Raw genomic sequence first — 23,627 nt, 5'->3', positions numbered from 1 at the left:
CAACAGGGACCCGCCGGTCCCTGCTTAATTCAGCTTGGCCCCCGAGACTTCCACCGCTTTTTTCCACGTCTCCAGTTCGCGGTCGATATGGCTGGCGAATTCGGCCGGCGTGGAGCCCACCGTTTCGTAGCCGTAGCCCGCCAGTTGTTGCTTTAACGCCGGCAGCGCCACGGCCTCGGCAATGCCGCGGCTTAACGCGTTGACGACGTCGGGCGGCGTGCCCGCCGGCGCCAGCACGCCGTACCAGCCGTTCACCACGAAGCCCGGCACGCTTTCCGCCACCGTCGGCACGTCCGGCAGCAAGGGCGAGCGGCGTTCGCCCGTCACGGCGATCGCCTTCAGTTTGCCCGCCTGCACCTGCGGCAACGACGTGGAGATGCTGTCGAACATCAGCGACACCTCGCCGCCCAGCAAGGCGACGACCGCCGGCCCGCTGCCTTTGTACGGCACATGCATCATGTCCACGCCCGTCTGGCTCTTGAACATCTCGGCGGCCAGATGGCTGGTGTTGCCGTTGCCCGCCGACGCGAAACTGAGTTTGCCGGGGTGGCCCTTGCCATAAGCGATCAGTTCCGGAATGGTATTGGCCGGCGTGGACAAGGGCGCGGCGACCAGCATGGGCAACGTCGCCACCAGCGAGACCGGCGCGAAATCGCGGCGGGTGTCGTAGGGCAAGGACGGGTACAGGCTGGGGTTGATGGCATGCGCGGCCAGCACCATCAGCAATGTGTAGCCGTCGGGTTTGGCGCGCGCCAGTTGCGCGGATGCGATGGCGCCGCCCGCCCCCGGCTTGTATTCCAGCACCACTGGCTGGCCCCACTTCTTCTGCAGTTCCGCACCCAGCGGACGGGCCAGCATATCGGCGCTGCCGCCCGGCGGATACGGGATCAGCAGGGTGACCGGTTTGTCGGGATACACGGGCGCGGCCTGCGCGGGGCCCAGGGACAGGGCGCCGAGCGACACGGCGATCAGAAGGGAACGGATCATCAGGGATCTCCTTGGCCCTCAAGCGGGCGCAAACCGTCAGGCGTAGCGCGGAGCGCCCGCCAGGTCCAACACGATGACGCGCGGCGTTTGCGGGAAGTTCAGCGGCGCATCGGTCACCGAACGCAAAAAGGCCGCGCTGACGCCCGCTTTCATGGCGTAGACGTTCAAGCCGCCGGGCGTCACGTCGATCACCGCCAGGTCGGTATAGATGCGCGTCACCACGCCTTTGCCAGTCAGCGGATAAGTGCATTGCCGAAGCACCTTTGGCGTGCCGTCACGGCCGCGGTGTTCCATCGTGACCAGCACCTGTTTGGCGCCCACGGCCAGGTCCATCGCACCGCCCACGGCGGGAATGGCGTCGGCCGCATCGGTCTTCCAGTTGGCCAGGTCGCCGGATGCAGATACCTGGAAGGCGCCGAGCACGGCGTAGTCCAGATGGCCGCCGCGCATCATCGCGAACGACACGGTGTGCTCGGTGATGGACGCGCCGTGCAACAGCGTGATCGGCTGGCGGCTGGCGTTGATCAGGTCGGGGTCCACGTTGTCGCCGCTGGCGGCGGGGCCCATGCCCAGGATGCCGTTTTCGCTGTGCAGCAGGATGTCCTTGTCGGTGGGCAGGTAGTCACCCACCAGCGTCGGCATGCCGATGCCCAGGTTGACGATGGAGCCGTCGGGGATGTCGCTGGCCAGCAACTGCGCGATCTGCTGGCGGGTCAAGCCGATAGTGTCTTGCATGTCAGGCCTCCACCCGCACCACGGATTTCACGAAGATGCCCTGCGTCATGACCTGTTCGGGCACGAACGAACCCAACGGCACGACCTCGTCGACCTGCGCGATGGCGTGGCCCGCGGCCATGCACATCACCGGGTTGAAGTTGCGCGCCGCGTGGCGGTACATCAGGTTGCCCCAGCGGTCGCCCAGGTGCGCGCGGATCAGCGCATAGTCGCCGCGCAGCGGATGTTCCAGCACATAGCCCACGCCGTCGATCACCTCCTGGCGCCGGCCGGCGGCCAGTTCCGTGCCGTAGCCGGTGGGCGTGTAGAACGGGCCCAGTCCGGCGCCCGCCGCACGCAAGCGCTCGGCCAACGTGCCCTGCGGCACGCATTCGAGTTCCACCTCGCCGGCACGGAACGCACGCGCGAACGCGTCGGAATTCGGCGGGCGGGGATGCGAGCAGATGATCTTGCGGACTTGCTTGCGGATCAGCAGCGCGGCAATGCCCCGCTCGAACGTGCCCGCATTGTTGGAGATGATGGTCAGATCGCGGCGTCCCGATTCCGCCAGGCATTGCAGCAGTTCGTAGGGCACGCCTGCTTCGCCAAAACCGCCCACCAGCACGGAGGCGCCGTCGGGAATAACCGCCACGGCCTCTGCCATAGATGCTTGAATCTTGTCGATCACTTATTGCTCCTGCGCCAGTCCGGCCGTATCCACGATCTGTTTCCAGCGGGCGCGCTCCTGGTCGATGAACGCGCTGAACTCGGCCGGCGTATTGCCGCCCGCCTGCCCGCCCATGGCCTTGAAGCGGTCGCTGATTTCGGGGCTGCGCACCACGTCGCGCGTCGCCGCGTAGAGCTTGTCGACGACGGCCTGAGGCGTGCCGGCCGGGGCGACCAGGCCGAACCATGCCGTCACCACCATGTCCTTCACGCCGGCCTCGGCCATGGTCGGCACGTCGGGCAATTCGGCCAGGCGGCGGTCGCTGGTGACGGCCAGCGCGCGCAGCTTGCCGGACTGGATGAAGGGCATCGAGCTGGGCAGGTTGTCGATCATGAAGGTGAACTGCTGGCCCAATAGCGCGGCAACCGCGGGGCCCGCGCCCTTGTAGGGCACGTGCGTGCCGGGAATGCCGGCGCGCTGCTTGAAGAGTTCAGCCGACAGGTGCGGCGACTGTCCCGCGCCGGAGCTGCCGAACGACACCTTGGCCGGGTCCTTCCTGGCCAAGGCCAGCAGGTCGGCGACCGAGCGTGCTGGCGAGGCTTCATTCACCACCAGCACGTTGGGCACTGATATCACCAACGTCACGGGCGCGAAATCGGCGGGCTTGTAGGGCAGCGTCTTGTACAGAGCGTAGTTGATCGCGTTGGGGCCGATGTTGCCCATCAGCAAGGTGTAGCCGTCGGGTTTGGCGCGCGCCATCGTCTGCGCCCCGATGATGCCGGCGGCGCCCGCGCGGTTCTCCACGATGACCTGCTGCCCCAGCTTGACGCCCAGCTTGTCGGCGATCAGCCGCGCGGCGATGTCGGTGGTGCCGCCGGGCGCGGCCGGGATGATGAGGGTGATCGGCCGTTCAGGCCAGGCGGCATGGGCCTGGCTTGCCACGACGAATGCCATCGCGCCGGCAGCCAGCCAGCGATGCGCGTGCAACATGCTTGTCTCCCGACGTGATCATTGATTGATCAACTTGTGGAGACAGAGTGTGTGCGCGACGCGGGCAAATGCCTATTCTGCAATCTGGAGGGCGGCCTTCGCCTGAGGTGAACGCAGGCCTTGGACTTGCGGCTTTGCCGCGGCCTCTTCCTGCAGCGCCTGCCACAGGCGGTTGGCGACGGGCCCCTGCGGGCGGTCGCTGCGCCGGGCGGCGACCAGTTCCTCGACGCTGCCCGGCAGATGGCGGCTGGCGATCGACACCAGCCCGCCGTCGCGCAATTCGTCTTCGATCAGGAACCGCGGCAGATGGCCCCAGCCCATGCCTTGCAGGATGACGTCCTTTTTCATGAGTTGGTCCGGCACCGTGCATTGCGGCGCGCCATCCACCATGAAGTAATCACGCGGCGGGGTATGGCGAGCCGTGTCGCGCATCACGCATTGCGTGGCCTCGCGCAATTGCCGCAAGCTGACGGCACGGGCTCGTGCAGCGGGAAAAAAGCCGGGCGCCGCCACCGGAATGAACGGCACCTTGGCCAGGTCCAGCCATTCGACGCGCGGCTCTTGCTTGTCGACGCGGTGCAGGATCAGATCCGCGTCACCATCCAGCAGGCGTTCCGCCGGGCCGCCGACGGCTTCGAAGTGCAGGTGCAGGCGCGTGCCGGGGCACTGCGCGGAAAAGCGGTTCAGCACCGCCAGCATCCACGGCCGCGGGCACAGATCGCCGATCACCACGTGCAGATCGCTTTCTTCGCCCATCGCCAACTGCGCGGCATGCGTGCGCAGGCCTTCCAGTTCGCGCAGCAGGCCTTGGGCACGGCGATGAAAGGACTGCCCCGCCGGCGTCAGCCGCACGCGATAGCCGCTACGGTCCAGCAAGGCCAGATCCAGCTGGCGTTCAAGCTTGGCCACGGCCGCGAACACAGCGGGATGCGAACGATGCAGGGCCTGGGCCGCGGCCTGGAAGCCGCCCGCGCGCGCCACGGCGTCGAAGCACTGCAGATCGTGCAAGGTGAAGTCGCTGATGTGGGGCTCCAGTGTCCGTTTTTCTGAGAATGATCGTCCAGACTTTGTAATTTCTTATCGCATGCCACGCAACTACGATTTGCCTCACCCTTTCCCTGACAAGGCAGAGACCGCCATGCAAGACCTCTCGTTTTTCACCACCGGCGACGGTGTCCGGATGGCCTACCGCCTTGATGGCGCCGCCGGCTTGCCCGTGCTGGTCCTGTCCAATTCCATCGGCACCACGTTGCACATGTGGGACGGCCAGATTCCCGCTCTTTCCCAACATTTCCGCGTGCTGCGCTACGACACGCGCGGCCACGGCGCATCGGGCGTGCCGGCGGGCGCCTATTCGATGGATCGGCTGGGCCACGACGTCGTCGAGTTGCTGGATGGCCTGGCCATCCCGCGCCCGCATTTCCTGGGGTTGTCGCTAGGCGGCTTTATCGGGCAATGGCTGGGCGTGCACGCGCCGGAACGCATCGGCCGGCTGGTCCTGGCCAACACGTCGGCCTACCTGGGGCCCGCGCCGCAATGGGACGAACGCATCGCCGCCACGCTGCGGGCGGCCGACATGACCGATACCGCCGAGATGTTCCTGGGCAATTGGTTTCCCGCCCGCATGCTGCAAGCCGGCGGCCCGGTCATCGACGCGTTCCGCGCCATGCTGATGGCCACCGACAAGCACGGTTTGGCGGGTGCGTTCGCGGCGGTGCGCGACGCGGACTTGCGCCGCACCATCGCGCTGATCACGGCGCCGACCCTGGTCATCTCGGGCCGCGATGACACCGTGACGGCCGCCAGCCATGGCGCGGCCATCGCGGCCACGGTGCCCGGCGCCCGGTTGCTGGAGCTGCCAGCGGTGCACCTGTCGAACATCGAATTGCCTGCGCAATTCATGGACGCGGTGCTGGAGTTCCTGCTGGCGCGCTAGGGGCGGGGCGCGCCGGGGTGGCTTATTCCCCTGCCCGCTCCCAGCGCCGCTGGATGGCCTTGGCCGCCACCACGCCGTCCGCCAGCGAGGTGACGACGCAGGGATGCATCCGGTGCGCCACTTCGCCCACGGCGTAGATGTCGGGCACGCTGGTTTCGGCGGTGGCGACATCCGTGCGGATGTAGCCACGATCGTCGCGGGCCAATCGCAGGCCGTCGGCAAAGGCGGCTTGCGGCTCCCAGCCGTAGAAGACCAGGATCAGGTCGTAGGGCTGGCCGTCCACGCTGCGCCGGACGGGATCTACCTGGTACGGTCCGATGCGCACGCCTTCGCGGCCGGCGCGCGTCACCCACTGTTGCTGGGCGCGAACGCTGCGGGCATATAGATGCACGGCGCGGGCGCCGCGATTGCGCACATAGACGTAGTTTTCAAACGCGTTGTCGCCCCCGCCCAGCACCGCGACCGACAGGCCGGAGTAGTCCTGCGCGACGATGGGGGACCCCGGGCCGATCAGCACGCCTGGCCACGTCGCCCCAGGCGGGTGGTCCGGCAAGCCCTTGGCGCGCACGCCGGAGGCGATCACCAGCGTGCGTCCGCGCACCTGGGTCTGGCTGCCGTCCAGGCCGGTCAGGGTAGCCTGGATGCCGCCCTTGCAGGGCAAGACGCCAGTCACGCGGGTTTCCAGGCGCAGCGGCACGCCGGCCGCGCGCACGCTGGTGTCGATGTTGGCCGCCACCTGCTGGCCGGTCACTCCGGGCAGCACGGCGATCCAATCGTCGGCGAACGGGTTGTCATTGGCCAGACCGCCCAGGCGGGGGCCGGCTTCGACCAATAGCGGGGACAGACCCAGCCTGGCCAGCCACAGGGCGCAGGAAGCGCCGGCCGGGCCGCCGCCTACAATGACCGCATCGTGCATCTGTTGCATTTCACCCCTTATTGACTGCGCCGGCGTCGTGAAGACGCCCGGACATGGCCGAATTGTAGCCAGCGCGCCGCCCCCGGCCCGCTGTCGCCTTACAATCCCGCCTGTCCCACCCAGGTTTCCATCATGCCCACACGCCGCATCATCCTTTCCGGGCTTGCGCTCGACGCCCGCATCGGCATCCTTGAACACGAGCGACGCGCCACCCAGCCCTTGCACGTCGACGCCGAGTTCGACGTGGATATCCAGCGCTCGGTCGACGATCACGATATCCACAGCGTGCTGGATTACCGCCGGTTGCGCGAAGCCATCGTCGAGGAATGCACGCAGGCGCATGTGAACCTGATCGAAACCCTGTCCGAACAAGTCGCCGCGCGCCTGCTGGCCGACTTCCAGGAAATCCGCTCGCTGCGCCTTCGCATCAGCAAGCCCATGGCCTTTTCCGACTGTGCGGCGGTGGGCGTGGAAATACAGATTACCCGTTGACCATGAACGATATCGCTCCCCCCGGCATCCGCTTCCGTACCGAAACCGACGAGAATGTAGCCCCCACGCTGCGCGCACAAGATGCGCTTGCTGCCCCCCAAGGGGGCACTCCCCCCTTGGGGCGGCCCGGCGGGGAGGCGGCCCCCACGCCGCGCGCAAAAGATGCGCTTGCTGCGGAGAAGGCCCGCTACGAAGGCAACAAGCTGACCAAGCGCCTGGCCCGCGAGACGACGCGCGCGCTGTCCGACTACAACATGATCGGCGAAGGCGACCGCGTCATGGTCTGCCTGTCGGGTGGCAAGGATTCCTATGCGATGCTGGACATCCTGCTTCAGCTGCAAAAGCGCGCGCCGTTCAAGTTCGAGCTGATCGCGGTCAACCTGGACCAGAAGCAACCTGATTTCCCCGACCACATCCTGCCCCAGTACCTGAAGGAACTGGGCGTGCCCTTCCATATCGAAACGCAAGACACGTATTCCATCGTGACGCGCGTGCTGGAAGAGGGCAAGACGATGTGCTCGCTCTGTTCGCGCCTGCGCCGCGGCATCCTGTACCGCGTCGCGTCCGAACTGGGCGCCACGAAGATTGCGCTGGGCCACCACCGCGATGACATTCTGGCCACCTTCTTCCTGAACCTGTTCTACGGCGGCAAGGCCAAGGGCATGCCGCCCAAGCTGGTGTCCGACGACGGCCGCCACACGGTGATCCGCCCGCTGGCCTATGTGGCCGAATCGGACCTGATCGCCTACGCCGAACTCAAGCAATTCCCCATCATCCCGTGCAATCTCTGCGGTTCCCAGGAAAACCTGAAGCGCAAGGAAGTGGGCCGGATGATCAAGGACTGGGACAAGCAGCATCCAGGCCGCTCGTGGAACGTGTTCAACGCACTGTCGCGCGTGGTGCCGTCGCACCTGATGGACCGCGACCTGTTCGACTTCGTGGGCCTGAAGCCCACGGGCGTGCCGGACGCCAATGGCGACACGGCGTTTGACGCGGTGGATCCGGACGAAGACGGCGACGACGCGTGTGGCGACACGCCGAATGCGCTGGAACCGGGCGCAATCATCGAAAAGAAGGTGACGTTCACGCGCAGCTGATATAAGCCGTTGCGCGCAAAAAAATGGCCGCGTCATTGCGGCCATTTTTTCGCCTGCGACGCATGGCTACGCGTTCAGCACGCGGATGGGTTTGCCCGCCTGGAACGCCTTCACGGCTTCCAACGCGTTTTGGTAGAACGCCTCGAAGTTCTCGCGGCTGACATAGCCTAGATGCGGGGTCAGGATCACGTTGTCGAGATCGCGGACGGTGTCGGTGGGCGATAGCGGCTCTTCCGCGTACACATCCAGGCCCGCGCCCGCGATACGGAACTTCACCAGCGCGTCCATCAGCGCTTCCTGATCCACCAGGCCGGCGCGCGACGTGTTCACCAGATAGGCGGTGGGTTTCATCGCGGCCAATGCGGCGGCGTCGACTACATGGCGGCTGCGGTCCGACAGGATCAGGTGCAGGCTGACGACGTCCGACGTTGCGAAGAGTTCGTGCTTGTCCACCCGCTTGACGCCAGCAGCCTCGGTGCGCTCGTCCGTCAGGTTGGGGCTCCAGGCCACCACGTCCATGCCAAACGCCTGGCCCACCTTGGCCACGGCAGCGCCCAGCTTGCCCAGGCCCAGCACGCCCAGCCGTTTGCCGGCCAGAGGCTCGGGCATGGCGGTTTGCCACATGCCGCGGCGCATGGCCGCGTCTTCGGCGGGCAGGTGCTTGAACAGGCCCAGGATGTGCGCCCAGGCCAGTTCGGCCGTGGCGGTGCTGGCGTCCGCGCTGCCGGGCGCGCCGCACACGACGATGCCCTGCGCGGTGCAGGCCGGCATGTCGATCGCGTTGTTGCGCATGCCCGTCGTGACCAGCAGGCGCAGTTTGGGCAATGCGCGGATGCGCTCGGCGGGGAACGGCGTGCGCTCGCGCATGGCCACGATCACGTCGAAGGGCTCAAGCGTGGGCTCGACCTGTTCGTCCGGGATGAAGTTGTTGAAGATCTGCACCTCGGCGCCGCCGCCCAAAGAGGTCCAATCCGCATAGCGCCGGGCTACGTCGTGGTAATCGTCGAGAATTGCGATTTTCAAGTGGGGTCTCCGGGTGGCGTGGCGCTAGCCGCGCCAGCCTACCCGGCCGGCGCGCGGCGCCGGTCAGTTCAAACGGGCATTGAGTTGGTCAAGCGGGATCGCCCCGCTGACGCGCGAACCGTCGGCGAAGAACAGCGTCGGCGTGCCGCGCACCATCAGCTTGTGGCCCAGGGCCAGCAGCTTGTCTTCCGGCACGTCGCAACGGGCGGTCGCGGGCTTCTTGCCGCGCACCATCCAGTCGTCCCAAGCACGGCCCTTGTCGGCCGCGCACCAGACGTCACGCACCTTGTCCTTGGAATCGGGCGACAGGATCGGGTACATGAAGGTGTAGACGGTGACGTTGTCCAGGTCTTCCATCGTCTTGCGCAACTGCTTGCAATAGCCGCAATTGGGATCTTCGAAGATCGCGACCTTGCGCGAGCCGTCGCCCTTGACCTGCTTGATGGCCAGGTCCAGCGGCAGTTGGTCGAACGAGACGGCGCTGAGCTTTTCTTGCGATTCGCGGGTAACGTCGCGGCGCGTCATGGCGTCGATCAACGGCCCTTCCATGACCCAGGTGACCTTTTCGTCCGTGTAGATCAGGTCCATGCCCAACTGCACTTCAAACAGGCCATAGGGCGTGCGGCGCACGGCCGTCACGTCCATGCCGGTGAACCGCTGCTGGAAACGTTCCTTGACGGCATCCGCAACAGGATCGACCTGCGTGGTCGAGACGCTTTTTTCGTCCTTGCCAGGCTGACCGACGGACTGCGTGGACACGGACTTGTCGCCCTTGGCGGGCGCCTGCGCCAGCGCGGTGGCGGACAACCCCAGGCCACCGGCCAGGAAACAAGCCGCCAGCGTGGCGGAGATGCGGAAGTTCATCAGTACTCCTGTACTTATCGTGTTCTTTGGACGCAAGCGTAACGCATCCCGGCAGTGCCGGCGGGGACGGGTCCGAACGCCGCGCGAATGCCTGTCAGACTGCCGCCCCGGGCCAAGGTTCAACGGCCCGCCGCGGCAGGACTTAATTGACCGATGCGCCGGCGATCAGGCGGCGCTTTACCAACGGCGCCTTTTCGACCCAATGCATGCCGGCGTTGCGCAGCCACACCAGCGGCGTGGCGCGGGACGCGAACAGCTTGTGCAGGCCGTCGGTGGCCAGGCGCATCGCCAGCACCGGTTCGGCGCGCGCGCGCTGGTAGCGGTGCAGCACGCGCAGGTCGCCCGCCGTTCGGTAGGGCTCGCGATCGGCCACCGTGCGGGCCAGCGCTTCGACGTCGCCCAGGCCCAGGTTCAGGCCCTGCCCCGCCAGCGGGTGCAGGCGGTGCGCGGCATCACCGGCCAGCGCGATGCCGGGCGCCACCATCTGGGCGCGCTCCAGCGTCAACGGAAAACCGTGCAGCTTGCTGCGCACCTTCAGCCGGCCCAGGCGCCCCTCGGAGGCCTCGGCCAACAGGCTTTCCAGCCTGGCGGCCTGCGCGTCGGCCGGCAATGCCAGCAAGGCCTGCGCCGGTTCGGTGCGCATGGACCACACCATGGAAACTTGCGGGCCGTCGGCGGTATCGGGCAGCGGCAGCAGCGCCAACACGCCGTCGTCGCGGAACCACTGGATCGCCGTGCCCTGATGGGCGCGTTCGGCGTCCAGATGCACGACCAGCCCCGTGTCGTCATAGGACACGGCATCGTGCTTCATGCCCGCGGCCGTGCGCAGCGGCGAGGCCGCCCCGTCGGCGCCCACGAACAGCTCAGCCCGGATGCGCGTGCCGCTTTCGGTATCGACCGCGCCATCCTGGTAGCCCGTGCAGCGGTCTTCCAGCCAGGGGATGCCGAACATGCGCACGGCCTGGACCAGCACGCGCTCGATCTCGCCGGATTCGACGATCCAGGCCAGTTGCGGCAGCGCCGCCTGCCAGGCGTTCAGGTTGACCTGCCCGTCCGCATCGCCATGGATCTCCATGGCTTCGACGGGCATCAGCCGGGACGCGGGCATGGCGTCCCATACGCCCAGCTCGGCCAGAAAGCGCTGGCTGGCGGGCGAAATGGCATAGACGCGCGGGTGATAGCGGTTGGGATCGGCGGCCGGTACCGTGGTGCGCGGCGCCAGGACGGCGACGCGCTGGCCGCGGCGGGCCAACGCCAACGCCGTGGACAAGCCCACGATGCCGGCCCCGCAAACGACGATTTGATGGGTCATCTTGCCGAAGGCTCCCCTGCTTGCTTGGGCCACAGCACCCACATCTGGCCCCGTTGCTTCATGCGGCCCGCCTGCTGCCCGGCCTCTTCGCCGTAACCCCAGTAGAAGTCGGCGCGCGCCGCGCCGCGGATGGCCGTGCCCGTATCCTGGGCGAACACCAGCCGCTGCAACGGCCGGTCGGAGGCCGGGAACGTCGTGGCCAGGTACACCGGCGTGCCCAGCGGCACGAAGGTGGCGTCGACCGCCACCGAACGCTTGGGTGCCAGCGGGATCGCGTAGGCGCCCTTCGGGCCCTGTTCGGGGTCGATGACCGGCTCTTCGCGGAAGAAGACGACCGCGGGGTTGGCGTTCAGCATTTCCTGCACGCGCTTGGGGTTGCGCTGGGCCCAGGCGCGAATGTTCTGCATGGACGCCTGGTCGGCGGTCAGTTCGCCGCGGTCGATCAGCCAGCGGCCAATGGACACGTAAGGCTGCCCGTTGTGGTCGGCGTAGGCCACGCGGATGGTCTTGCCGGTATCGGGGCCGTCGGTCAGTTGCACGCGGCCCGAGCCCTGCACCTGCAGGAAGAAATTGTCGACGGGATCATCCACCCACACGACCACGGGCGGCCGGCGGCCGGACGACTCGATCGCGGCGCGGGTGTCATAGGGCACCACGCGCTTGCCTTCGAGCTTGCCGCGCACGCGCTTGCCGGCCAGATCCGGATAGATCGAGCCAAGGTCGATCGTCAGCAGATCGGCGGGCACGGCGTAGAGGGGCCACTGGTAATTGCCGCCCTGGCGACGCGAGCCGCGCACCAGGGGTTCGTAGTAGCCGGTGACGGTATTGGTGGCCGGCTTGCCGTCGGCCGCGTTCAGGCGCCACGGCTGCAGATAGGTCTGCAGGAAGCGGCGCACGCCCTCGCCGTCGCCCGCGGCCGGCGCCCGGGAGGGGTCGACGGCCGCGGCGCACACCGGCTGCCAGGCGCGCGGCGTGGCGCGCGCGGGCGCGGCCAGGTTGCCGCTGGTGGGCCGCATCAAGCCGCGGCAGTTGCGCAGGAACAGCGGCCAGAACTGTGTCAGGTCATCGTTGGACCAACCCGGCATCTCGGACCAGCTTGCCGGTTTGAACTTGCCCGCAAGCGCCCGCGGCGCGGTATCCGGCAGGGCCGACAGCGACGGCACCACCAGGGGGCCTTCGGCCGTGGGAGGGCGTGTGCCGGGCAGGCCGGTGTCGCCGGAGTCGGGCGGGACGTCGGAGGGCGTGGAACATGCCGCCAGCAGGACCGACAGCACGGACAGGCTAAGAATGCGCTTCATGAGCAGAGGAGAAAACGGGGCAACGGGCCGGGCCATTCAGTGCAGGGTGCGCGGCATGGCCAGGACGAATTCGGAGATCGGCACTTCAAACGGAATCCCGTTCTCGCCGACGCAGTGGTACGTGCCGCGCATCGTGCCCACCGGGGTGGGCAGCGGACAGCCGCTGGTGTATTCGAAGGTCTCGCCGGGCGCCAACAGGGGCTGCTGCCCCACGATGCCCAGCCCGCGCACTTCCTGCACGCGCTGGTTGCCATCGGTGATGACCCAGTGGCGACTGATCACCTGGGCGGGATGTTCGCCGGTATTGGTGATGCGGACGGTATAGGCAAACACGAACTGCTGTTCGCCGGGATCGGACTGTTCAGGCACGAAGCGCGGAGAGACAGAGACGCTAAGGTCGTAAGGTTTCACAGTCCTTCCCTGTGTGGCTGGGCGCGGGGGCCGGATGACGGCGCCGGACGCTTGCATGACGCAGTTTTCGGACCCGCGGGACCGGGCGGTTCCCGATATCGCGCCTCAAACTGCAATAATGGCACATTATGCCCTTCCCGACCCCGAACATCATGTCATCCTCCACGGCCTCCACCCGCATCACCCCCAGCATCCTGTCGGCTGACTTCGCCCGCCTGGGCGAGGAAGTCCGCAACGTTGTCGCCGCCGGCGCCGATTGGATCCATGTGGACGTGATGGACAACCACTATGTCCCCAACCTGACCATCGGCCCGATGGTGTGCGCGGCGATCCGCCCCCACGTCCAGGTGCCGATCGACGTGCACCTGATGGTTGAACCGGTGGACGACCTGGTGCCGATGTTCGCCAAGGCCGGCGCCGACTACATCAGCTTCCACCCGGACGCCAGCCGCCACGTGGACCGCACGCTGTCCCTGATCCGCGAAAACGGCTGTAAAGCCGGCCTGGTGTTCAACCCCGCCACGCCGCTGACCTATCTGGACTACGTCATGGACAAGATCGACCTGGTCCTGATCATGTCGGTGAACCCGGGCTTTGGCGGCCAGAGCTTCATCCCCGGCGCGCTGACCAAGCTGCGCGAAGCGCGCGCGAAAATCGACGCCTGGATGCAGGCCGGCGGCCAGGAAATCGTGCTGCAAGTGGACGGCGGCGTCAAAATCGACAATATCGCCGAGATCCGCCGCGCGGGCGCGGACACCTTCGTGGCCGGTTCGGCCATTTTCGGCAAGCCGGACTACGCCGGCATCATCACGTCCATGCGCGAACAGATCGCCATCGGCGAAACCACCGCCATCTAAGGACCAGGACCCGACATGACCGCTTTTCGCGCTGCGCTGCTGGACCTTGACGGCACCTTGCTGGATTCCATCCCCGACCTGGCCTTCGCGGCCAATGCCATGCGCGTGGAGCTCGGCATGACCGCGCTGCGCGAAGACGTGGTGGCCACCTTCGTCGGCAAGGGCGTGGACAACCTGGTCCGCCGCAGCCTGGCGGGCAGCCTGGATGCCGCCGACCCGTCGGCCGAGGACTTCGCCCGCGCCCGCGAGGCCTTCTACCGCCACTACCACCTGGTCAATGGCGAACGCGCCCAGGTCTACCCCGGCGTCATCGACGGGCTGAAACACATGCGCGACCAGGGCCTGAAGCTGGCCGTCGTCACCAACAAGCCCACCGAGTTCACGCTGCCGCTTTTGCAGCGCACCGGCCTGGCGGGCTTTTTCGACGCGGTTGTCTGCGGCGACACCTGCGCGCGCCGCAAGCCCGACCCCGACCAGGTGCTGCACGCCTGCGAACTGCTGGGCGTGGCGGTGACCGAAGCCGTGACCATCGGCGACTCGATCAATGACGCGCAAGCCGGCCGCACGGCGGGCACGCAGGTGCTGGTGGTGCCTTACGGCTACAACGAAGGCCGTGACGTGCGCGAGCTGGATGTCGATGGTATAGTGGACACGCTAGTCAACGCCGCGCAGTGGGTGGCGCTCTGGAACCAAAACCAGAACGCCGCCACGGCAGCCTCCTGAAAAGGACGCTCCGCTAAAACATACGCGGCCTGGCAACACCTGAATTATCAAAGACTTATTTCGGATCAATGAACGCTTATCCCCAGAACCAAATGCTCGGCGCCTCGTGGCGCTGGTGGCGTTTGTCTTCCGGGTGGCGATGATCCCTCCCGGCCCTGGACGCGTATGCCGCCTAGTGCCGTAGCTGTGTAAACCACAGAGCCAAGCCCGGAACCAGTAACCTGGACCGGGCTTTTTTGTTGTGCGCCCGGTCTGAAAGCAAACACCCCATCGCTTACGAGACCCCGACATGACCGAAATCGAATTCAAGGCCCTCGCCGCGCAAGGCTACAACCGCATTCCGCTGGTCGCCGAAACCTACGCCGACCTGGACACGCCGCTGGGCATCTACCTGAAGCTGGCGCATGCGGGCCCCCTGGCCGGCCGCATGACCTGCCTGATGGAATCGGTGGTGGGCGGCGAGCGCTTCGGGCGCTATTCCTTCATCGGCCTGCCGGCCCGCACGGTGATCCGCGCCAGCGGCACCCTGACGGAGGTGCTGCACGACGGTCAGGTCGTGGAAACGCATGAGGGCGATCCGCTGGCGTTCATCGAGCAGTACCAGGGCCGTTTCAAGGTCGCCCTGCGCCCGGGCATGCCGCGCTTCTGCGGCGGCCTGGCCGGCTACTTCGGCTATGACACGGTGCGCCACATCGAGCCGTGCCTGGGGCCGGCCGTCAAGCCGTTCCCGGCTGGCATGGAAGGCGGCACCCCCGACCTGATGCTGATGCACGTGGACGAACTGGTCATCGTGGACAACCTGGCCGGCCGCATCTACCTGATGGTCTACGCCGACCCCAGCCAGCCCGAATCCTATAGCCGCGCCCAACAGCGCCTGCACGACCTGCGCGCGCGCCTGCGACGCCCGGTGGAAATCCCGTACAGCCACGCCAGCATGCAGACCGAAGAGCGGCGCGACTTCAAGAAGGAAGACTATCTGGCGGCCGTGCGCCGCGCCAAGGAACACATCGCCGCCGGCGACCTGATGCAGGTACAAGTGGGCCAGGTCATCGCCAAGCCCTTCCGCGATTCGCCGCTTTCCCTCTACCGCGCCCTGCGGTCGTTGAACCCGTCCCCCTACATGTACTTCTGGAACTTCGGCGACTTCCAGGTCGTGGGCGCGTCGCCCGAGATCCTGGTGCGCCAGGAACGCGTGGTGGACAACGGCGTGCCGAAGTCGCAGATCACCATCCGGCCGCTGGCCGGCACCCGCAAGCGCGGCGCCACGCCCGAAGAGGACGCAGCGCTGGCCGCCGAACTGAAGGCAGACCCCAAGGAAGTGGCCGAGCACGTGATGCTGATCGACCTGGCCCGCAACGACGTGGGCCGCGTGGCCGAAGTGGGCTCGGTGAAGGTCAGCGACACCATGGTCATCGAACGCTACTCGCACGTGATGCACCTGGTGTCCAACGTGACCGGCAACCTGAACCCCGGCATGAGCAGCATGGACGTGCTGCGCGCGTCGTTCCCCGCCGGCACGCTGACGGGCGCGCCCAAGGTCGAGGCCATGAAGATCATCGATGAACTGGAACCCGTGCGCCGCGGCATCTACGGCGGCGCGGCCGGCTACCTGTCCTATGGCGGCGAAATGGACGTGGCCATCGCCATCCGCACCGGCGTCATCAAGGACGGCACGCTGTACGTGCAGGCGGCCGCCGGCATCGTGGCCGACTCCAACCCCGAAGCCGAATGGGCCGAAACGGAAGCCAAGGCTCGCGCGGTGCTGCGCGCCGCCGAACAGGTGCAGCACGGCCTGGACGAACCCATCTGATCCCGGCCCCGCCCGAACCGAATACCGCCCCGCACGGAGAAAAAAATGCTGTTGATGATCGATAACTACGACTCTTTTACCTACAACCTGGTCCAATACTTCGGTGAACTGGGCGAAGACGTGCGCGTGGCGCGCAACGACCAGATCACGCTGGAGGAGATCGCCGCCCTGAATCCGGACCGCATCTGCGTGTCGCCCGGCCCCTGCTCGCCCGCCGAGGCCGGCATTTCGGTGGCTGCGATCCAGGCCTTCGCCGGCAAGAAGCCCATCCTGGGCGTGTGCCTGGGCCACCAGGCCATCGGCGCGGCCTACGGCGGCAATATCGTCCGCGCGCAGCAGATCATGCACGGCAAAACCGTCAAGATCTCGCACACGGGCACCGACCTCTTCACCGGCCTGCCCACCCCGTACACCGTGATCCGTTACAACTCGCTGACCATCGACCCCGCCACCCTGCCCGACTGCCTGGCGGTGACGGCGACCGCCCCGGATGGCGACATCATGGGGGTCCGCCACAAATCCCTGCCGCTGTACGGAGTACAGTTCCACCCCGAATCCGTGCTCAGCGAACATGGCCACGCCCTGCTGCGCAATTTCCTGAACCTCGCCTGAGAAGGACGCACCGTGACGATTTCCCCCACCGAAGCGCTGACGCGCTGCATTGAACACCGCGAAATTTTCCACGACGAGATGCTGCATCTGATGCGCATGCTGATGCGCGGCGAGATGTCCCCGCAGATCGCAAGCGCCCTGCTGATGGGCCTGCGCGTGAAGAAGGAAACCATTGGCGAGATCACCGCGGCCGCGCAGGTCATGCGCGAATTCGCCACGCCCGTCGTGACGCCCAATCCGCTGGACCTGCTGGACATGTGCGGCACGGGCGGCGACGGCAGCCACACCTTCAATATTTCGACGACCGCCATGTTCGTGGCGGCGGCGGCCGGCGTGCCGATCGCCAAGCACGGCAATCGCAGCGCGTCGTCCTCCAGCGGTAGCGCCGATGTGCTGGAAGCCCTGGGCGCCAACCTGGTCCTGACGCCCGAGGACGTGGCCGAGTGCATCCAGGCCACCGGCATCGGCTTCATGTTCGCGCCCGCCCACCACGGCGCCATGAAGAACGTGGCGGCCGTGCGCAAGGAACTGGCCGTGCGCACCATTTTCAACATCCTCGGCCCGCTGACCAACCCGGCAGGCGCGGCCAACCAGCTGATGGGCGTGTTCCACCCCGATCTCGTCGGCATCCAGGTGCGGGTGCTGGAACGCCTGGGATCGCGCCACGTGCTGGTGGTGCACGGCAAGGACGGCATGGACGAAGCGTCGTTGGGCGGGGCCACCCTGGTGGGCGAGCTGAAAGATGGTCAAATACGGGAATATGAAATCCACCCTGAGGACTACGGGCTATCCATGATGTCCAACCGGTCCATCAAGGTGTCCAATCGCGAGCAGTCGCGCGAACTTGTCATCGAAGCGCTGGACAATGTGGAGGGCGCCGCGCGCGACATCGTCGCGCTGAATGCGGGGCTGGCCATCTATGCCGGCAATAAAGCTGATTCCATTCCCGAAGCCTTAGCGCTAGCATTTGAATTGATTGCCACCGGCGCGGCGCGAGCCAAGCTGGAAGAATTCTGCGCATATACCCGGAAATTCCAGAAATGAACGATATTCTTGCGAAGATCCTCGCCGTCAAGGTCGAGGAAGTCGCCGCCGCTCGCCAGATGCGCAGCGAAGCCGAGGTGCTGCGCGAAGCGCAGGCGCGGCAGGACGTACGTGGCTTTGCCCAAGCCATCGAGGACAAGATCTCGCAGGGCAAAGCCGGCGTCATCGCTGAAATCAAGAAAGCGTCGCCCTCCAAGGGGGTGCTGCGCGACACCTTCGCCCCCGCCGACATCGCTTCGACCTATGCGGTGCACGGCGCGGCGTGCCTGTCGGTGCTGACGGACGTGCAGTTCTTCCAGGGCTCGCACGACCACCTGCGCCAGGCGCGCGCCGCCTGCTCGCTGCCGGTGCTGCGCAAGGATTTCGTGATCGACCCCTACCAGATCATCGCCGCCCGCGCGATGGGCGCGGACTGCGTGCTGCTGATCGTGGCCGCGCTGTCGCCGTCGCAATTGCGCGACTACGAAACGTTGGCGATGGAACTGGGCATGGATGTGCTGGTGGAAGTGCACGACGCCCGGGAACTGGACGTGGCGCTGACCATGAAGACACCGCTGCTGGGCATCAACAACCGCAACCTGCGCACGTTCGAGACCAGCCTGAAGAACACGCTGGACCTGCTGCCCAACATTCCGGCGGGCAAGCGCGTCGTGACCGAAAGCGGCATCCTGAAGCCGGAAGACGTCAAGCTGATGCGCGACCACCAAGTCAACGCTTTCCTGGTGGGCGAAGCATTCATGCGCGCCAAGGACCCGGGCGCGGAGCTCGCGCGCCTGGTAGGCTGAGGCGCCTGCGGCCAGGGGCTGCGCGAGCGCTATTGCGAACTTGCCGCGCAGCTATCGCGGACGCGGCACAACCAGATTGCCCGCGCGCCGGTACACGGTGCTGCGGTGCACACCCAGCGCACGCGCCGCACGGCTGACGTTGCCGCCATGCGCGGCCAGCGCATCGCGTATTGCGGCATCCGTCATGGATTGCAGATCCGCCGCGCCGCTGCCCGTCGTGGGCGCCGCGTCCGGCGCGCGGGACGCAGCCGGCGATTGCAACAGTTCGGCCGGCAGCATGTCGGCATCGACCACACCCGACGGGCCCGCCAATACATGCAAGGTGCGCAGCACCGCCACCAACTGCCGGTAATTGCCCGGCCACGAATACGCAGCCAGACGGGCTTCGATCGACGGCGGCAGCACCGGGCCGGGACCCTGCGCCGCCCACAACGCGCGCAACAACTCCAGGCGGTCGGCGCGGGCGCGCAGCGGTTCAAGCGTGACCGTGTATTCGGCGATGCGGAAGTACAGGTCCGGGCGCACCGGCGCATCGGATCCTTCGTGCGCCAACGGACGATGGGTGGCACACACCAGCGCAAAATCCACCGGCACCGGCCGCGCCGCGCCCAGCGGCGACACTTCGCGCGTTTGCAGCACGCGCAGTAAGCGTGATTGCAGCAGCAGCGGCATATCGCCGATTTCATCCAGGAACAGCACGCCACCATGCGCCTGGCGCAGCAGGCCCTTGCTGCCTTGCCTGCGCGCACCCGTAAAGGCGCCGTCTTCGTACCCGAACAGTTCGGATTCGATCAGGCTTTCGGGCAACGCCGCGCAATTGACCGCCACGAATGGCCCCGACGCGCGCTTGCCACGCGCATGCAGTTGGCGGGCAAACACTTCCTTGCCCACGCCCGTTTCGCCTTGCAGCAATATGGAAACGCCCGCATCCGACAGGTGCACCGCGCGCGCCAGCGCGCCTAGGGTGGCAGCGTCGAAGCTGGGCGCCGCCGGCCGAGTGGTGGCGATGGGCAAGGCCGGTGTCGTGGGTTGCGGCGGACGCGAACGCGGTTGACGCAGCCGCGCGTGGTACCCGGCGCCAGAGCGGGCCAGCACACGGCCGGCCGAATCGGGGCAGCGTTCCAGTTCGCCTTCGAACACGTCGGCGTAGCGATACACGCCCAGGGCCGTGGGAGCCAGGCCCAATGCCTGCATCGCGCGGCGGTTCGCCCCGATCAGGAGATCGCCCTGGAATGCCAGCAGGCCTTCGCCTGGCGCCCCAAGGCCGGACGGATCATCATGCAGGCGCAGCACCGCGTAGTGCTCGTAGGCCTGTTCAAACAAGCGATGTTCGATGACGTCGACGGCCGCGCGCACCAGCGCCAGCATATCGGGCCGGATGTCGCGCGCCTGGCTGGACAGGTCCAGCACGCCCAGCGTGCGGCCCTCGCTGTCGGTGATGGGCACCGCGGCGCAGGTCAGGATGCGGTTGGGTTCGAAATAATGTTCCGCGCCATGCACGGCAATGGGCCGGCCTTCGACCAGCGCGGTGCCGATGGCATTGGTGCCCGCCGCGGCCTCGTCCCAGGGCGCCCCGGGCATCAGCGCCACGCGGGATGCCCGGCTGGCGAAGCCGCTATCGCCATCGCTGTCCAGGACCAGCCCCTGGGCGTCCGAAAGTATCACCAGGTTGCCACTGCCGCCGGCCTGGCGGCGCAGGTACGACATGGCGGGTTCCGACAAGCGGCGCAAGGCTTCGTTGCGTTGCTGGGCCTCGCGCAGTTCGCCCTGTGTCATGAGCTCGGCGCGCCGCACGCCACGCATGTCAAAGCCCAGGTCGGCGCACCGGCGCCAGGATCGCAGGATGGGCTCGGCAACGATGCCGCCGGGCACGGCGCCCTGCTGGTTGAACAGCAGGCGCGCTTGCGTCAGCGCGTGCTGACGGGATTGACTGGCCATGCGTGTCTCCTTGGACAGGCGCTTCTGCGACACCTGTTCCGCGACAACGTCGCAAATAACGACATATCGAGGGGCAAAAATGTTGCACGCGCGTTGGGGCGCGGCGAAGTCAACTGTCGCACGCGAGGGCGCGCGCTGTCCAGCGGGGGAAGCCCGCAGGTTGGCACGTTCCTTGCTTGATACCAGACAGGCAGCCCACTGCCGCTATTCCACAATATCGGAGACAAGCATGGACATCGCAACCCGCATCACCCCGGACACGTATGGCACCCGTCTGGACCTGAAAACGCAGTACGACAACTTCATTGACGGCAAGTGGCAAAAGCCCGCCGATGGCGAGTACTTCGACAACGTCACGCCCGTTACCGGCCAGGTGCTGACCCGCAACGCACGTTCCAAGGACCGCGACATCGACATGGCCCTGGACGCCGCGCACCGTGCCGCGCCGAAATGGGGAGCGACCCCGGCCGCCGAGCGCGCCCGCATGCTGATGCAGATCGCCGACGTGATGGAAGCCAACCTGGAACGCCTGGCCACGGCCGAAACCTGGGACAACGGCAAACCCATTCGCGAAGCGCGCGCCGCCGACATTCCGCTGGCGATCGACCACTTCCGCTACTTTGCCTCGTGCATCCGCAGCCAGGAAGGCGGTCTGTCGGAAATCGATAGCGACACGGTGGCCTACCACTTCAACGAACCGCTGGGCGTGGTCGGCCAGATCATCCCGTGGAACTTCCCCATCCTGATGGCCGCATGGAAGCTGGCGCCCGCGCTGGCGGCCGGCAACTGCGTGGTGCTGAAGCCCGCGGAACAGACGCCGCTGGGCATCCTGCTGTTGATGGAATTGATCGGCGACATCCTGCCGCCGGGCGTGCTGAACGTGGTGACGGGTTTCGGCCTGGAAGCCGGCAAGCCGCTGGCTTCCAGCAAGCGCATCGCCAAGATCGCCTTCACCGGTGAAACCACCACCGGCCGCCTGATCATGCAGTACGCGTCGCAGAACATCATCCCCGTCACGCTGGAACTGGGCGGCAAGTCACCCAACATCTTCTTCGCGGACGTGGCCGCGCAGGATGACGACTTCCTGGACAAGGCCGTCGAAGGTTTCGTCATGTTCGCGCTCAACCAGGGCGAAGTGTGCACGTGCCCCAGCCGCGCGCTGATTCAGGAATCGCTCTACGACAAGTTCATGGAGCGCGCATTGAAGCGCGTGGCCGAGATCAAGCAGGGCAACCCGCTGGACGGCGACACGATGCTGGGCGCGCAAGCCTCCACCGAACAACTGGAGAAGATCCTGTCGTACCTGGACATTGGCAAGCAGGAAGGCGCCGATGTGCTCGCTGGCGGCTCGCGCGCACAGATGCAGGGCGCGCTGGAAGGCGGCTATTACGTGCAGCCCACGGTCTTCAAGGGCCACAACAAGATGCGCGTGTTCCAGGAAGAGATCTTCGGGCCGGTCGTCGCGGTGACCACGTTCAAGGACGCCGACGACGCGCTGGCCCTGGCCAACGACACGCTCTATGGCCTGGGCGCCGGCGTATGGTCACGCGACGCCAACACGTGCTATCGGATGGGCCGCGCCATCAAGGCCGGCCGCGTGTGGACCAACTGCTATCACGCCTATCCCGCGCACGCGGCGTTCGGCGGCTATAAGCAGTCGGGCATCGGACGCGAAAATCACAAGATGATGCTCAACCATTATCAGCAGACAAAGAACCTGCTGGTGAGCTATTCGCCGAAGAAGCTGGGTTTCTTCTGATCGCCAACTGGCAGCCGGGCGCATCGGCCCTCGGGCCGGGCGCGCCCGGCGCTCCGGACAGGAATGACGCCATGGCAGAACACACGCCGCGCGTGGTCGCGACCGACGAGGCGCGCCAATTGATCGATACGTTGCGGGCCAAGCATGGCCCGCTGATGTTCCACCAGTCGGGCGGATGCTGTGACGGCAGTTCGCCCATGTGCTACGCGCTGGGCGAGTTCATGGTGGGCGGCTCGGACGTGCTGCTGGGCGACCTGGAGGGCTGCCCGTTCTACATGGGCGAAGACCAGTTCGCGTATTGGGAGCACACGCAGCTGATCATCGACGCCGTGCCGGGACGCGGCGGCGCCTTTTCGCTGGACAGCGCGGAAGGCAAGCGCTTCCTGCTCCGCTCGCGCCTGTATTCAGACGAAGAATGGGCCCAGGTCGCGCCGGTCACGAAGGGGTGAACGACCCGCCCTTGGCCGGCCCCTGGCCGGCCGGGCCTTGCGCCTGCCCGGCCTGCTTCCATTGGAATGACACGCGGCGGATGCGGGCCGCGCGGAATTGCGTGAACGAACGGCCGCCCGGCATGGGTGCGCCGCGATAGGCATTGCTTGCGTTTTTCATCGTTGAGCCCACTCCAGGGCGTCTTCAAGGCGATCATTGCCCCAGAACATCTCATCGCCCACGAAGAACGTGGGCGCGCCGAACACGCCTAGATCGCGCGCGCGGTCCACCTGCCGCCGCAGCGCTTCCTTGGCGGCTTCGGATTTGGCGCGGGTGATCAAGGCATCCGCGTCCAAAGACAGGCCGGCCAACAAGTCATGCACGACGTCTTCGGCCTGAATGTCCAGGTCGTGTTGGAAATTGGCGCGGAACACGGCCAGGCAGAAATCGCGCCCCCAGGGTTCGTCCTGGCCCAGCAGCCCGATCCGGGCAGGCAGCACGCTCATGCGCGGGAAAAGGCGGGGCCGGTTGTAGACCACGCCGTACTTGTCGGCCAGGCGGGCGATGTCGCGCATCATGTAGGCGCCCTTGCCCGGAAACAGCCGGAACGGCGTGTCGTTCCACCCCTGCGCCTGGAAGATCGGGCCCAGCAGGAAGGGGCGCAGGTCGACCTGCACGCCGGCCGCCCGCGCCAGGGCGTCGATGCGCTCAATCGCCAGATAGCTGTAGGGGCTGGCAAAATCAAACCACATCTGCATGCGGGGCGAATCGGGCAAGGGCGCAGTCATCACAAGAGCTCCGGGGGTCAGCAAGACCAGGAAAGTCGCGCGACCTGCGCTTTCTCGGGGCCGCAACGACAACCATCGCGCGAGGCCCGGGATCGATGTCCCGGAAGCCTGTCGCATGTCTGTCATTGAACCCGCCGGCGTACTATTGCTCAAGCGACATTTCCGTCCGATACGC

The 23,627-nt window shown here is 66.7% G+C and carries 25 protein-coding genes; 11 read left to right on the top strand and 14 right to left on the bottom strand.

Going from position 1 to position 23,627, the window contains the following annotated elements; genetic code table 11:
- Nucleotides 1–24: 24 nt before the first annotated feature.
- The 5 genes from CQ050_RS25510 to CQ050_RS25490 form a co-directional block, all read right to left on the bottom strand.
- Nucleotides 25–987: a tripartite tricarboxylate transporter substrate binding protein gene (locus CQ050_RS25510; protein WP_105559602.1), complete on the bottom strand. Its 963-nt coding sequence runs from the start codon at nucleotides 985–987 to the stop codon at nucleotides 25–27.
- Nucleotides 988–1,023: 36 nt separating this feature from the next.
- Nucleotides 1,024–1,722: a 3-oxoacid CoA-transferase subunit B gene (locus tag CQ050_RS25505; protein ID WP_105559601.1), complete on the bottom strand. Its 699-nt coding sequence runs from the start codon at nucleotides 1,720–1,722 to the stop codon at nucleotides 1,024–1,026.
- Between the two features lies 1 nt (nucleotide 1,723).
- Nucleotides 1,724–2,389, bottom strand: a complete 666-nt coding sequence (locus CQ050_RS25500) for a 3-oxoacid CoA-transferase subunit A (protein WP_105559600.1) — start codon at nucleotides 2,387–2,389, stop codon at nucleotides 1,724–1,726.
- Nucleotides 2,390–3,358: a tripartite tricarboxylate transporter substrate binding protein gene (locus CQ050_RS25495; protein WP_105559599.1), complete on the bottom strand. Its 969-nt coding sequence runs from the start codon at nucleotides 3,356–3,358 to the stop codon at nucleotides 2,390–2,392.
- 72 nt (nucleotides 3,359–3,430) lie between these two features.
- Entirely contained in the window at nucleotides 3,431–4,381 is a 951-nt protein-coding gene (locus CQ050_RS25490) for a LysR family transcriptional regulator (RefSeq protein WP_105559598.1), read from the bottom strand.
- A 115-nt stretch (nucleotides 4,382–4,496) separates the two neighbouring features.
- Here CQ050_RS25490 and CQ050_RS25485 point away from each other — a divergent pair, with 115 nt between their 5' ends.
- Nucleotides 4,497–5,294, top strand: a complete 798-nt coding sequence (locus tag CQ050_RS25485) for an alpha/beta fold hydrolase (RefSeq protein ID WP_105559597.1) — start codon at nucleotides 4,497–4,499, stop codon at nucleotides 5,292–5,294.
- A 22-nt stretch (nucleotides 5,295–5,316) separates the two neighbouring features.
- Here CQ050_RS25485 and CQ050_RS25480 read toward each other — a convergent pair whose 3' ends face one another.
- Nucleotides 5,317–6,219, bottom strand: coding sequence for an NAD(P)/FAD-dependent oxidoreductase (locus tag CQ050_RS25480; protein WP_105559596.1), 903 nt, complete (start codon nucleotides 6,217–6,219; stop codon nucleotides 5,317–5,319).
- A gap of 123 nt (nucleotides 6,220–6,342) precedes the next feature.
- Here CQ050_RS25480 and folB point away from each other — a divergent pair, with 123 nt between their 5' ends.
- The gene (gene folB / locus CQ050_RS25475; protein ID WP_006217044.1) at nucleotides 6,343–6,702 is read left to right on the top strand and encodes a dihydroneopterin aldolase; all 360 of its coding nucleotides are present in this window, start codon (nucleotides 6,343–6,345) and stop codon (nucleotides 6,700–6,702) included.
- Nucleotides 6,703–6,704: 2 nt separating this feature from the next.
- The gene (ttcA, locus tag CQ050_RS25470; RefSeq protein WP_233214286.1) at nucleotides 6,705–7,799 is read left to right on the top strand and encodes a tRNA 2-thiocytidine(32) synthetase TtcA; all 1,095 of its coding nucleotides are present in this window, start codon (nucleotides 6,705–6,707) and stop codon (nucleotides 7,797–7,799) included.
- 66 nt (nucleotides 7,800–7,865) lie between these two features.
- Here ttcA and CQ050_RS25465 read toward each other — a convergent pair whose 3' ends face one another.
- The 5 genes from CQ050_RS25465 to apaG all read right to left on the bottom strand — a co-directional run bounded on the left by CQ050_RS25465 (nucleotide 7,866) and on the right by apaG (nucleotide 12,707).
- Nucleotides 7,866–8,822, bottom strand: coding sequence for a D-2-hydroxyacid dehydrogenase family protein (locus CQ050_RS25465; RefSeq protein WP_105559595.1), 957 nt, complete (start codon nucleotides 8,820–8,822; stop codon nucleotides 7,866–7,868).
- Between the two features lie 63 nt (nucleotides 8,823–8,885).
- Nucleotides 8,886–9,686 (bottom strand): DsbC family protein, encoded by an 801-nt coding sequence (locus CQ050_RS25460; protein ID WP_105559594.1) that lies wholly within the window; start codon nucleotides 9,684–9,686, stop codon nucleotides 8,886–8,888.
- 142 nt (nucleotides 9,687–9,828) lie between these two features.
- Complete coding sequence (locus tag CQ050_RS25455) at nucleotides 9,829–10,998, bottom strand: UbiH/UbiF family hydroxylase (protein WP_105559593.1); 1,170 nt, start codon at nucleotides 10,996–10,998, stop codon at nucleotides 9,829–9,831.
- A complete protein-coding gene (locus CQ050_RS25450; protein WP_105559592.1) occupies nucleotides 10,995–12,296 on the bottom strand; it encodes a murein transglycosylase A in 1,302 nt (433 codons plus the stop codon). The genes CQ050_RS25455 and CQ050_RS25450 overlap by 4 nt, the downstream gene beginning before the upstream one ends.
- Nucleotides 12,297–12,332: 36 nt before the next feature.
- Nucleotides 12,333–12,707, bottom strand: a complete 375-nt coding sequence (gene apaG / locus CQ050_RS25445; RefSeq protein WP_046805616.1) for a Co2+/Mg2+ efflux protein ApaG — start codon at nucleotides 12,705–12,707, stop codon at nucleotides 12,333–12,335.
- A 128-nt stretch (nucleotides 12,708–12,835) separates the two neighbouring features.
- Here apaG and rpe point away from each other — a divergent pair, with 128 nt between their 5' ends.
- The 6 genes from rpe to trpC all read left to right on the top strand — a co-directional run bounded on the left by rpe (nucleotide 12,836) and on the right by trpC (nucleotide 18,538).
- A complete protein-coding gene (gene rpe, locus CQ050_RS25440; RefSeq protein WP_105559591.1) occupies nucleotides 12,836–13,564 on the top strand; it encodes a ribulose-phosphate 3-epimerase in 729 nt (242 codons plus the stop codon).
- A gap of 15 nt (nucleotides 13,565–13,579) precedes the next feature.
- The gene (locus tag CQ050_RS25435) at nucleotides 13,580–14,287 is read left to right on the top strand and encodes a phosphoglycolate phosphatase (RefSeq protein ID WP_105559590.1); all 708 of its coding nucleotides are present in this window, start codon (nucleotides 13,580–13,582) and stop codon (nucleotides 14,285–14,287) included.
- A 289-nt stretch (nucleotides 14,288–14,576) separates the two neighbouring features.
- The gene (gene trpE / locus CQ050_RS25430; RefSeq protein WP_105559589.1) at nucleotides 14,577–16,097 is read left to right on the top strand and encodes an anthranilate synthase component I; all 1,521 of its coding nucleotides are present in this window, start codon (nucleotides 14,577–14,579) and stop codon (nucleotides 16,095–16,097) included.
- Nucleotides 16,098–16,142: 45 nt separating this feature from the next.
- Nucleotides 16,143–16,709: an aminodeoxychorismate/anthranilate synthase component II gene (locus tag CQ050_RS25425; protein ID WP_105559588.1), complete on the top strand. Its 567-nt coding sequence runs from the start codon at nucleotides 16,143–16,145 to the stop codon at nucleotides 16,707–16,709.
- A 12-nt stretch (nucleotides 16,710–16,721) separates the two neighbouring features.
- Nucleotides 16,722–17,753: an anthranilate phosphoribosyltransferase gene (gene trpD, locus CQ050_RS25420; protein ID WP_105559587.1), complete on the top strand. Its 1,032-nt coding sequence runs from the start codon at nucleotides 16,722–16,724 to the stop codon at nucleotides 17,751–17,753.
- Complete coding sequence (trpC, locus tag CQ050_RS25415) at nucleotides 17,750–18,538, top strand: indole-3-glycerol phosphate synthase TrpC (protein ID WP_105559586.1); 789 nt, start codon at nucleotides 17,750–17,752, stop codon at nucleotides 18,536–18,538. The genes trpD and trpC overlap by 4 nt, the downstream gene beginning before the upstream one ends.
- A gap of 51 nt (nucleotides 18,539–18,589) precedes the next feature.
- Here the strand turns inward: trpC and CQ050_RS25410 are convergent, their stop codons facing one another.
- Nucleotides 18,590–20,476, bottom strand: a complete 1,887-nt coding sequence (locus CQ050_RS25410; protein WP_105559585.1) for a sigma-54-dependent Fis family transcriptional regulator — start codon at nucleotides 20,474–20,476, stop codon at nucleotides 18,590–18,592.
- Between the two features lie 229 nt (nucleotides 20,477–20,705).
- Between CQ050_RS25410 and adh the strand changes: the two genes are divergently transcribed.
- Together adh and CQ050_RS25400 are read left to right on the top strand one after the other, a co-directional pair.
- Nucleotides 20,706–22,235, top strand: a complete 1,530-nt coding sequence (gene adh / locus CQ050_RS25405; protein WP_105559584.1) for an aldehyde dehydrogenase — start codon at nucleotides 20,706–20,708, stop codon at nucleotides 22,233–22,235.
- A gap of 71 nt (nucleotides 22,236–22,306) precedes the next feature.
- Nucleotides 22,307–22,684 carry a DUF779 domain-containing protein gene (locus CQ050_RS25400; RefSeq protein WP_105559583.1) on the top strand — a complete coding sequence of 126 codons (378 nt, stop codon included), beginning with the start codon at nucleotides 22,307–22,309 and terminating at the stop codon, nucleotides 22,682–22,684.
- Here the strand turns inward: CQ050_RS25400 and CQ050_RS31035 are convergent.
- Together CQ050_RS31035 and CQ050_RS25395 are read right to left on the bottom strand one after the other, a co-directional pair.
- On the bottom strand, nucleotides 22,671–22,844 hold the full coding sequence (locus CQ050_RS31035; RefSeq protein ID WP_199196931.1) for a hypothetical protein: 174 nt from the start codon (nucleotides 22,842–22,844) through the stop codon (nucleotides 22,671–22,673). The two genes, CQ050_RS25400 and CQ050_RS31035, sit on opposite strands and share 14 nt — an antisense overlap.
- Nucleotides 22,841–23,452, bottom strand: coding sequence for a 2-hydroxychromene-2-carboxylate isomerase (locus CQ050_RS25395; protein WP_105559582.1), 612 nt, complete (start codon nucleotides 23,450–23,452; stop codon nucleotides 22,841–22,843). The genes CQ050_RS31035 and CQ050_RS25395 overlap by 4 nt, the downstream gene beginning before the upstream one ends.
- Nucleotides 23,453–23,627: the final 175 nt, after the last annotated feature.

The sequence above is a fragment of the Achromobacter sp. MYb9 genome (assembly GCF_002975275.1).
Lineage (GTDB): Bacteria > Pseudomonadota > Gammaproteobacteria > Burkholderiales > Burkholderiaceae_B > Achromobacter.
The sequence above is the reverse complement of the archived record's forward strand: the minus strand, read 5'-3'. Positions and strand labels throughout refer to the sequence as shown.

Coding starts and splice junctions, on each gene's coding strand:
- CQ050_RS25510 (WP_105559602.1), bottom strand. CDS start 987: ATGATCCGTTCCCTTCTGATCGCCGTGTCGCTCGGCGCCCTGTCCCTG.
- CQ050_RS25505 (WP_105559601.1), bottom strand. CDS start 1,722: ATGCAAGACACTATCGGCTTGACCCGCCAGCAGATCGCGCAGTTGCTG.
- CQ050_RS25495 (WP_105559599.1), bottom strand. CDS start 3,358: ATGTTGCACGCGCATCGCTGGCTGGCTGCCGGCGCGATGGCATTCGTC.
- CQ050_RS25485 (WP_105559597.1), top strand. CDS start 4,497: ATGCAAGACCTCTCGTTTTTCACCACCGGCGACGGTGTCCGGATGGCC.
- CQ050_RS25480 (WP_105559596.1), bottom strand. CDS start 6,219: ATGCAACAGATGCACGATGCGGTCATTGTAGGCGGCGGCCCGGCCGGC.
- folB (WP_006217044.1), top strand. CDS start 6,343: ATGCCCACACGCCGCATCATCCTTTCCGGGCTTGCGCTCGACGCCCGC.
- ttcA (WP_233214286.1), top strand. CDS start 6,705: ATGAACGATATCGCTCCCCCCGGCATCCGCTTCCGTACCGAAACCGAC.
- CQ050_RS25460 (WP_105559594.1), bottom strand. CDS start 9,686: ATGAACTTCCGCATCTCCGCCACGCTGGCGGCTTGTTTCCTGGCCGGT.
- CQ050_RS25455 (WP_105559593.1), bottom strand. CDS start 10,998: ATGACCCATCAAATCGTCGTTTGCGGGGCCGGCATCGTGGGCTTGTCC.
- CQ050_RS25450 (WP_105559592.1), bottom strand. CDS start 12,296: ATGAAGCGCATTCTTAGCCTGTCCGTGCTGTCGGTCCTGCTGGCGGCA.
- rpe (WP_105559591.1), top strand. CDS start 12,836: ATGCCCTTCCCGACCCCGAACATCATGTCATCCTCCACGGCCTCCACC.
- CQ050_RS25435 (WP_105559590.1), top strand. CDS start 13,580: ATGACCGCTTTTCGCGCTGCGCTGCTGGACCTTGACGGCACCTTGCTG.
- trpE (WP_105559589.1), top strand. CDS start 14,577: ATGACCGAAATCGAATTCAAGGCCCTCGCCGCGCAAGGCTACAACCGC.
- CQ050_RS25425 (WP_105559588.1), top strand. CDS start 16,143: ATGCTGTTGATGATCGATAACTACGACTCTTTTACCTACAACCTGGTC.
- trpC (WP_105559586.1), top strand. CDS start 17,750: ATGAACGATATTCTTGCGAAGATCCTCGCCGTCAAGGTCGAGGAAGTC.
- CQ050_RS25410 (WP_105559585.1), bottom strand. CDS start 20,476: ATGGCCAGTCAATCCCGTCAGCACGCGCTGACGCAAGCGCGCCTGCTG.
- adh (WP_105559584.1), top strand. CDS start 20,706: ATGGACATCGCAACCCGCATCACCCCGGACACGTATGGCACCCGTCTG.
- CQ050_RS25400 (WP_105559583.1), top strand. CDS start 22,307: ATGGCAGAACACACGCCGCGCGTGGTCGCGACCGACGAGGCGCGCCAA.
- CQ050_RS31035 (WP_199196931.1), bottom strand. CDS start 22,844: ATGAAAAACGCAAGCAATGCCTATCGCGGCGCACCCATGCCGGGCGGC.
- CQ050_RS25395 (WP_105559582.1), bottom strand. CDS start 23,452: ATGACTGCGCCCTTGCCCGATTCGCCCCGCATGCAGATGTGGTTTGAT.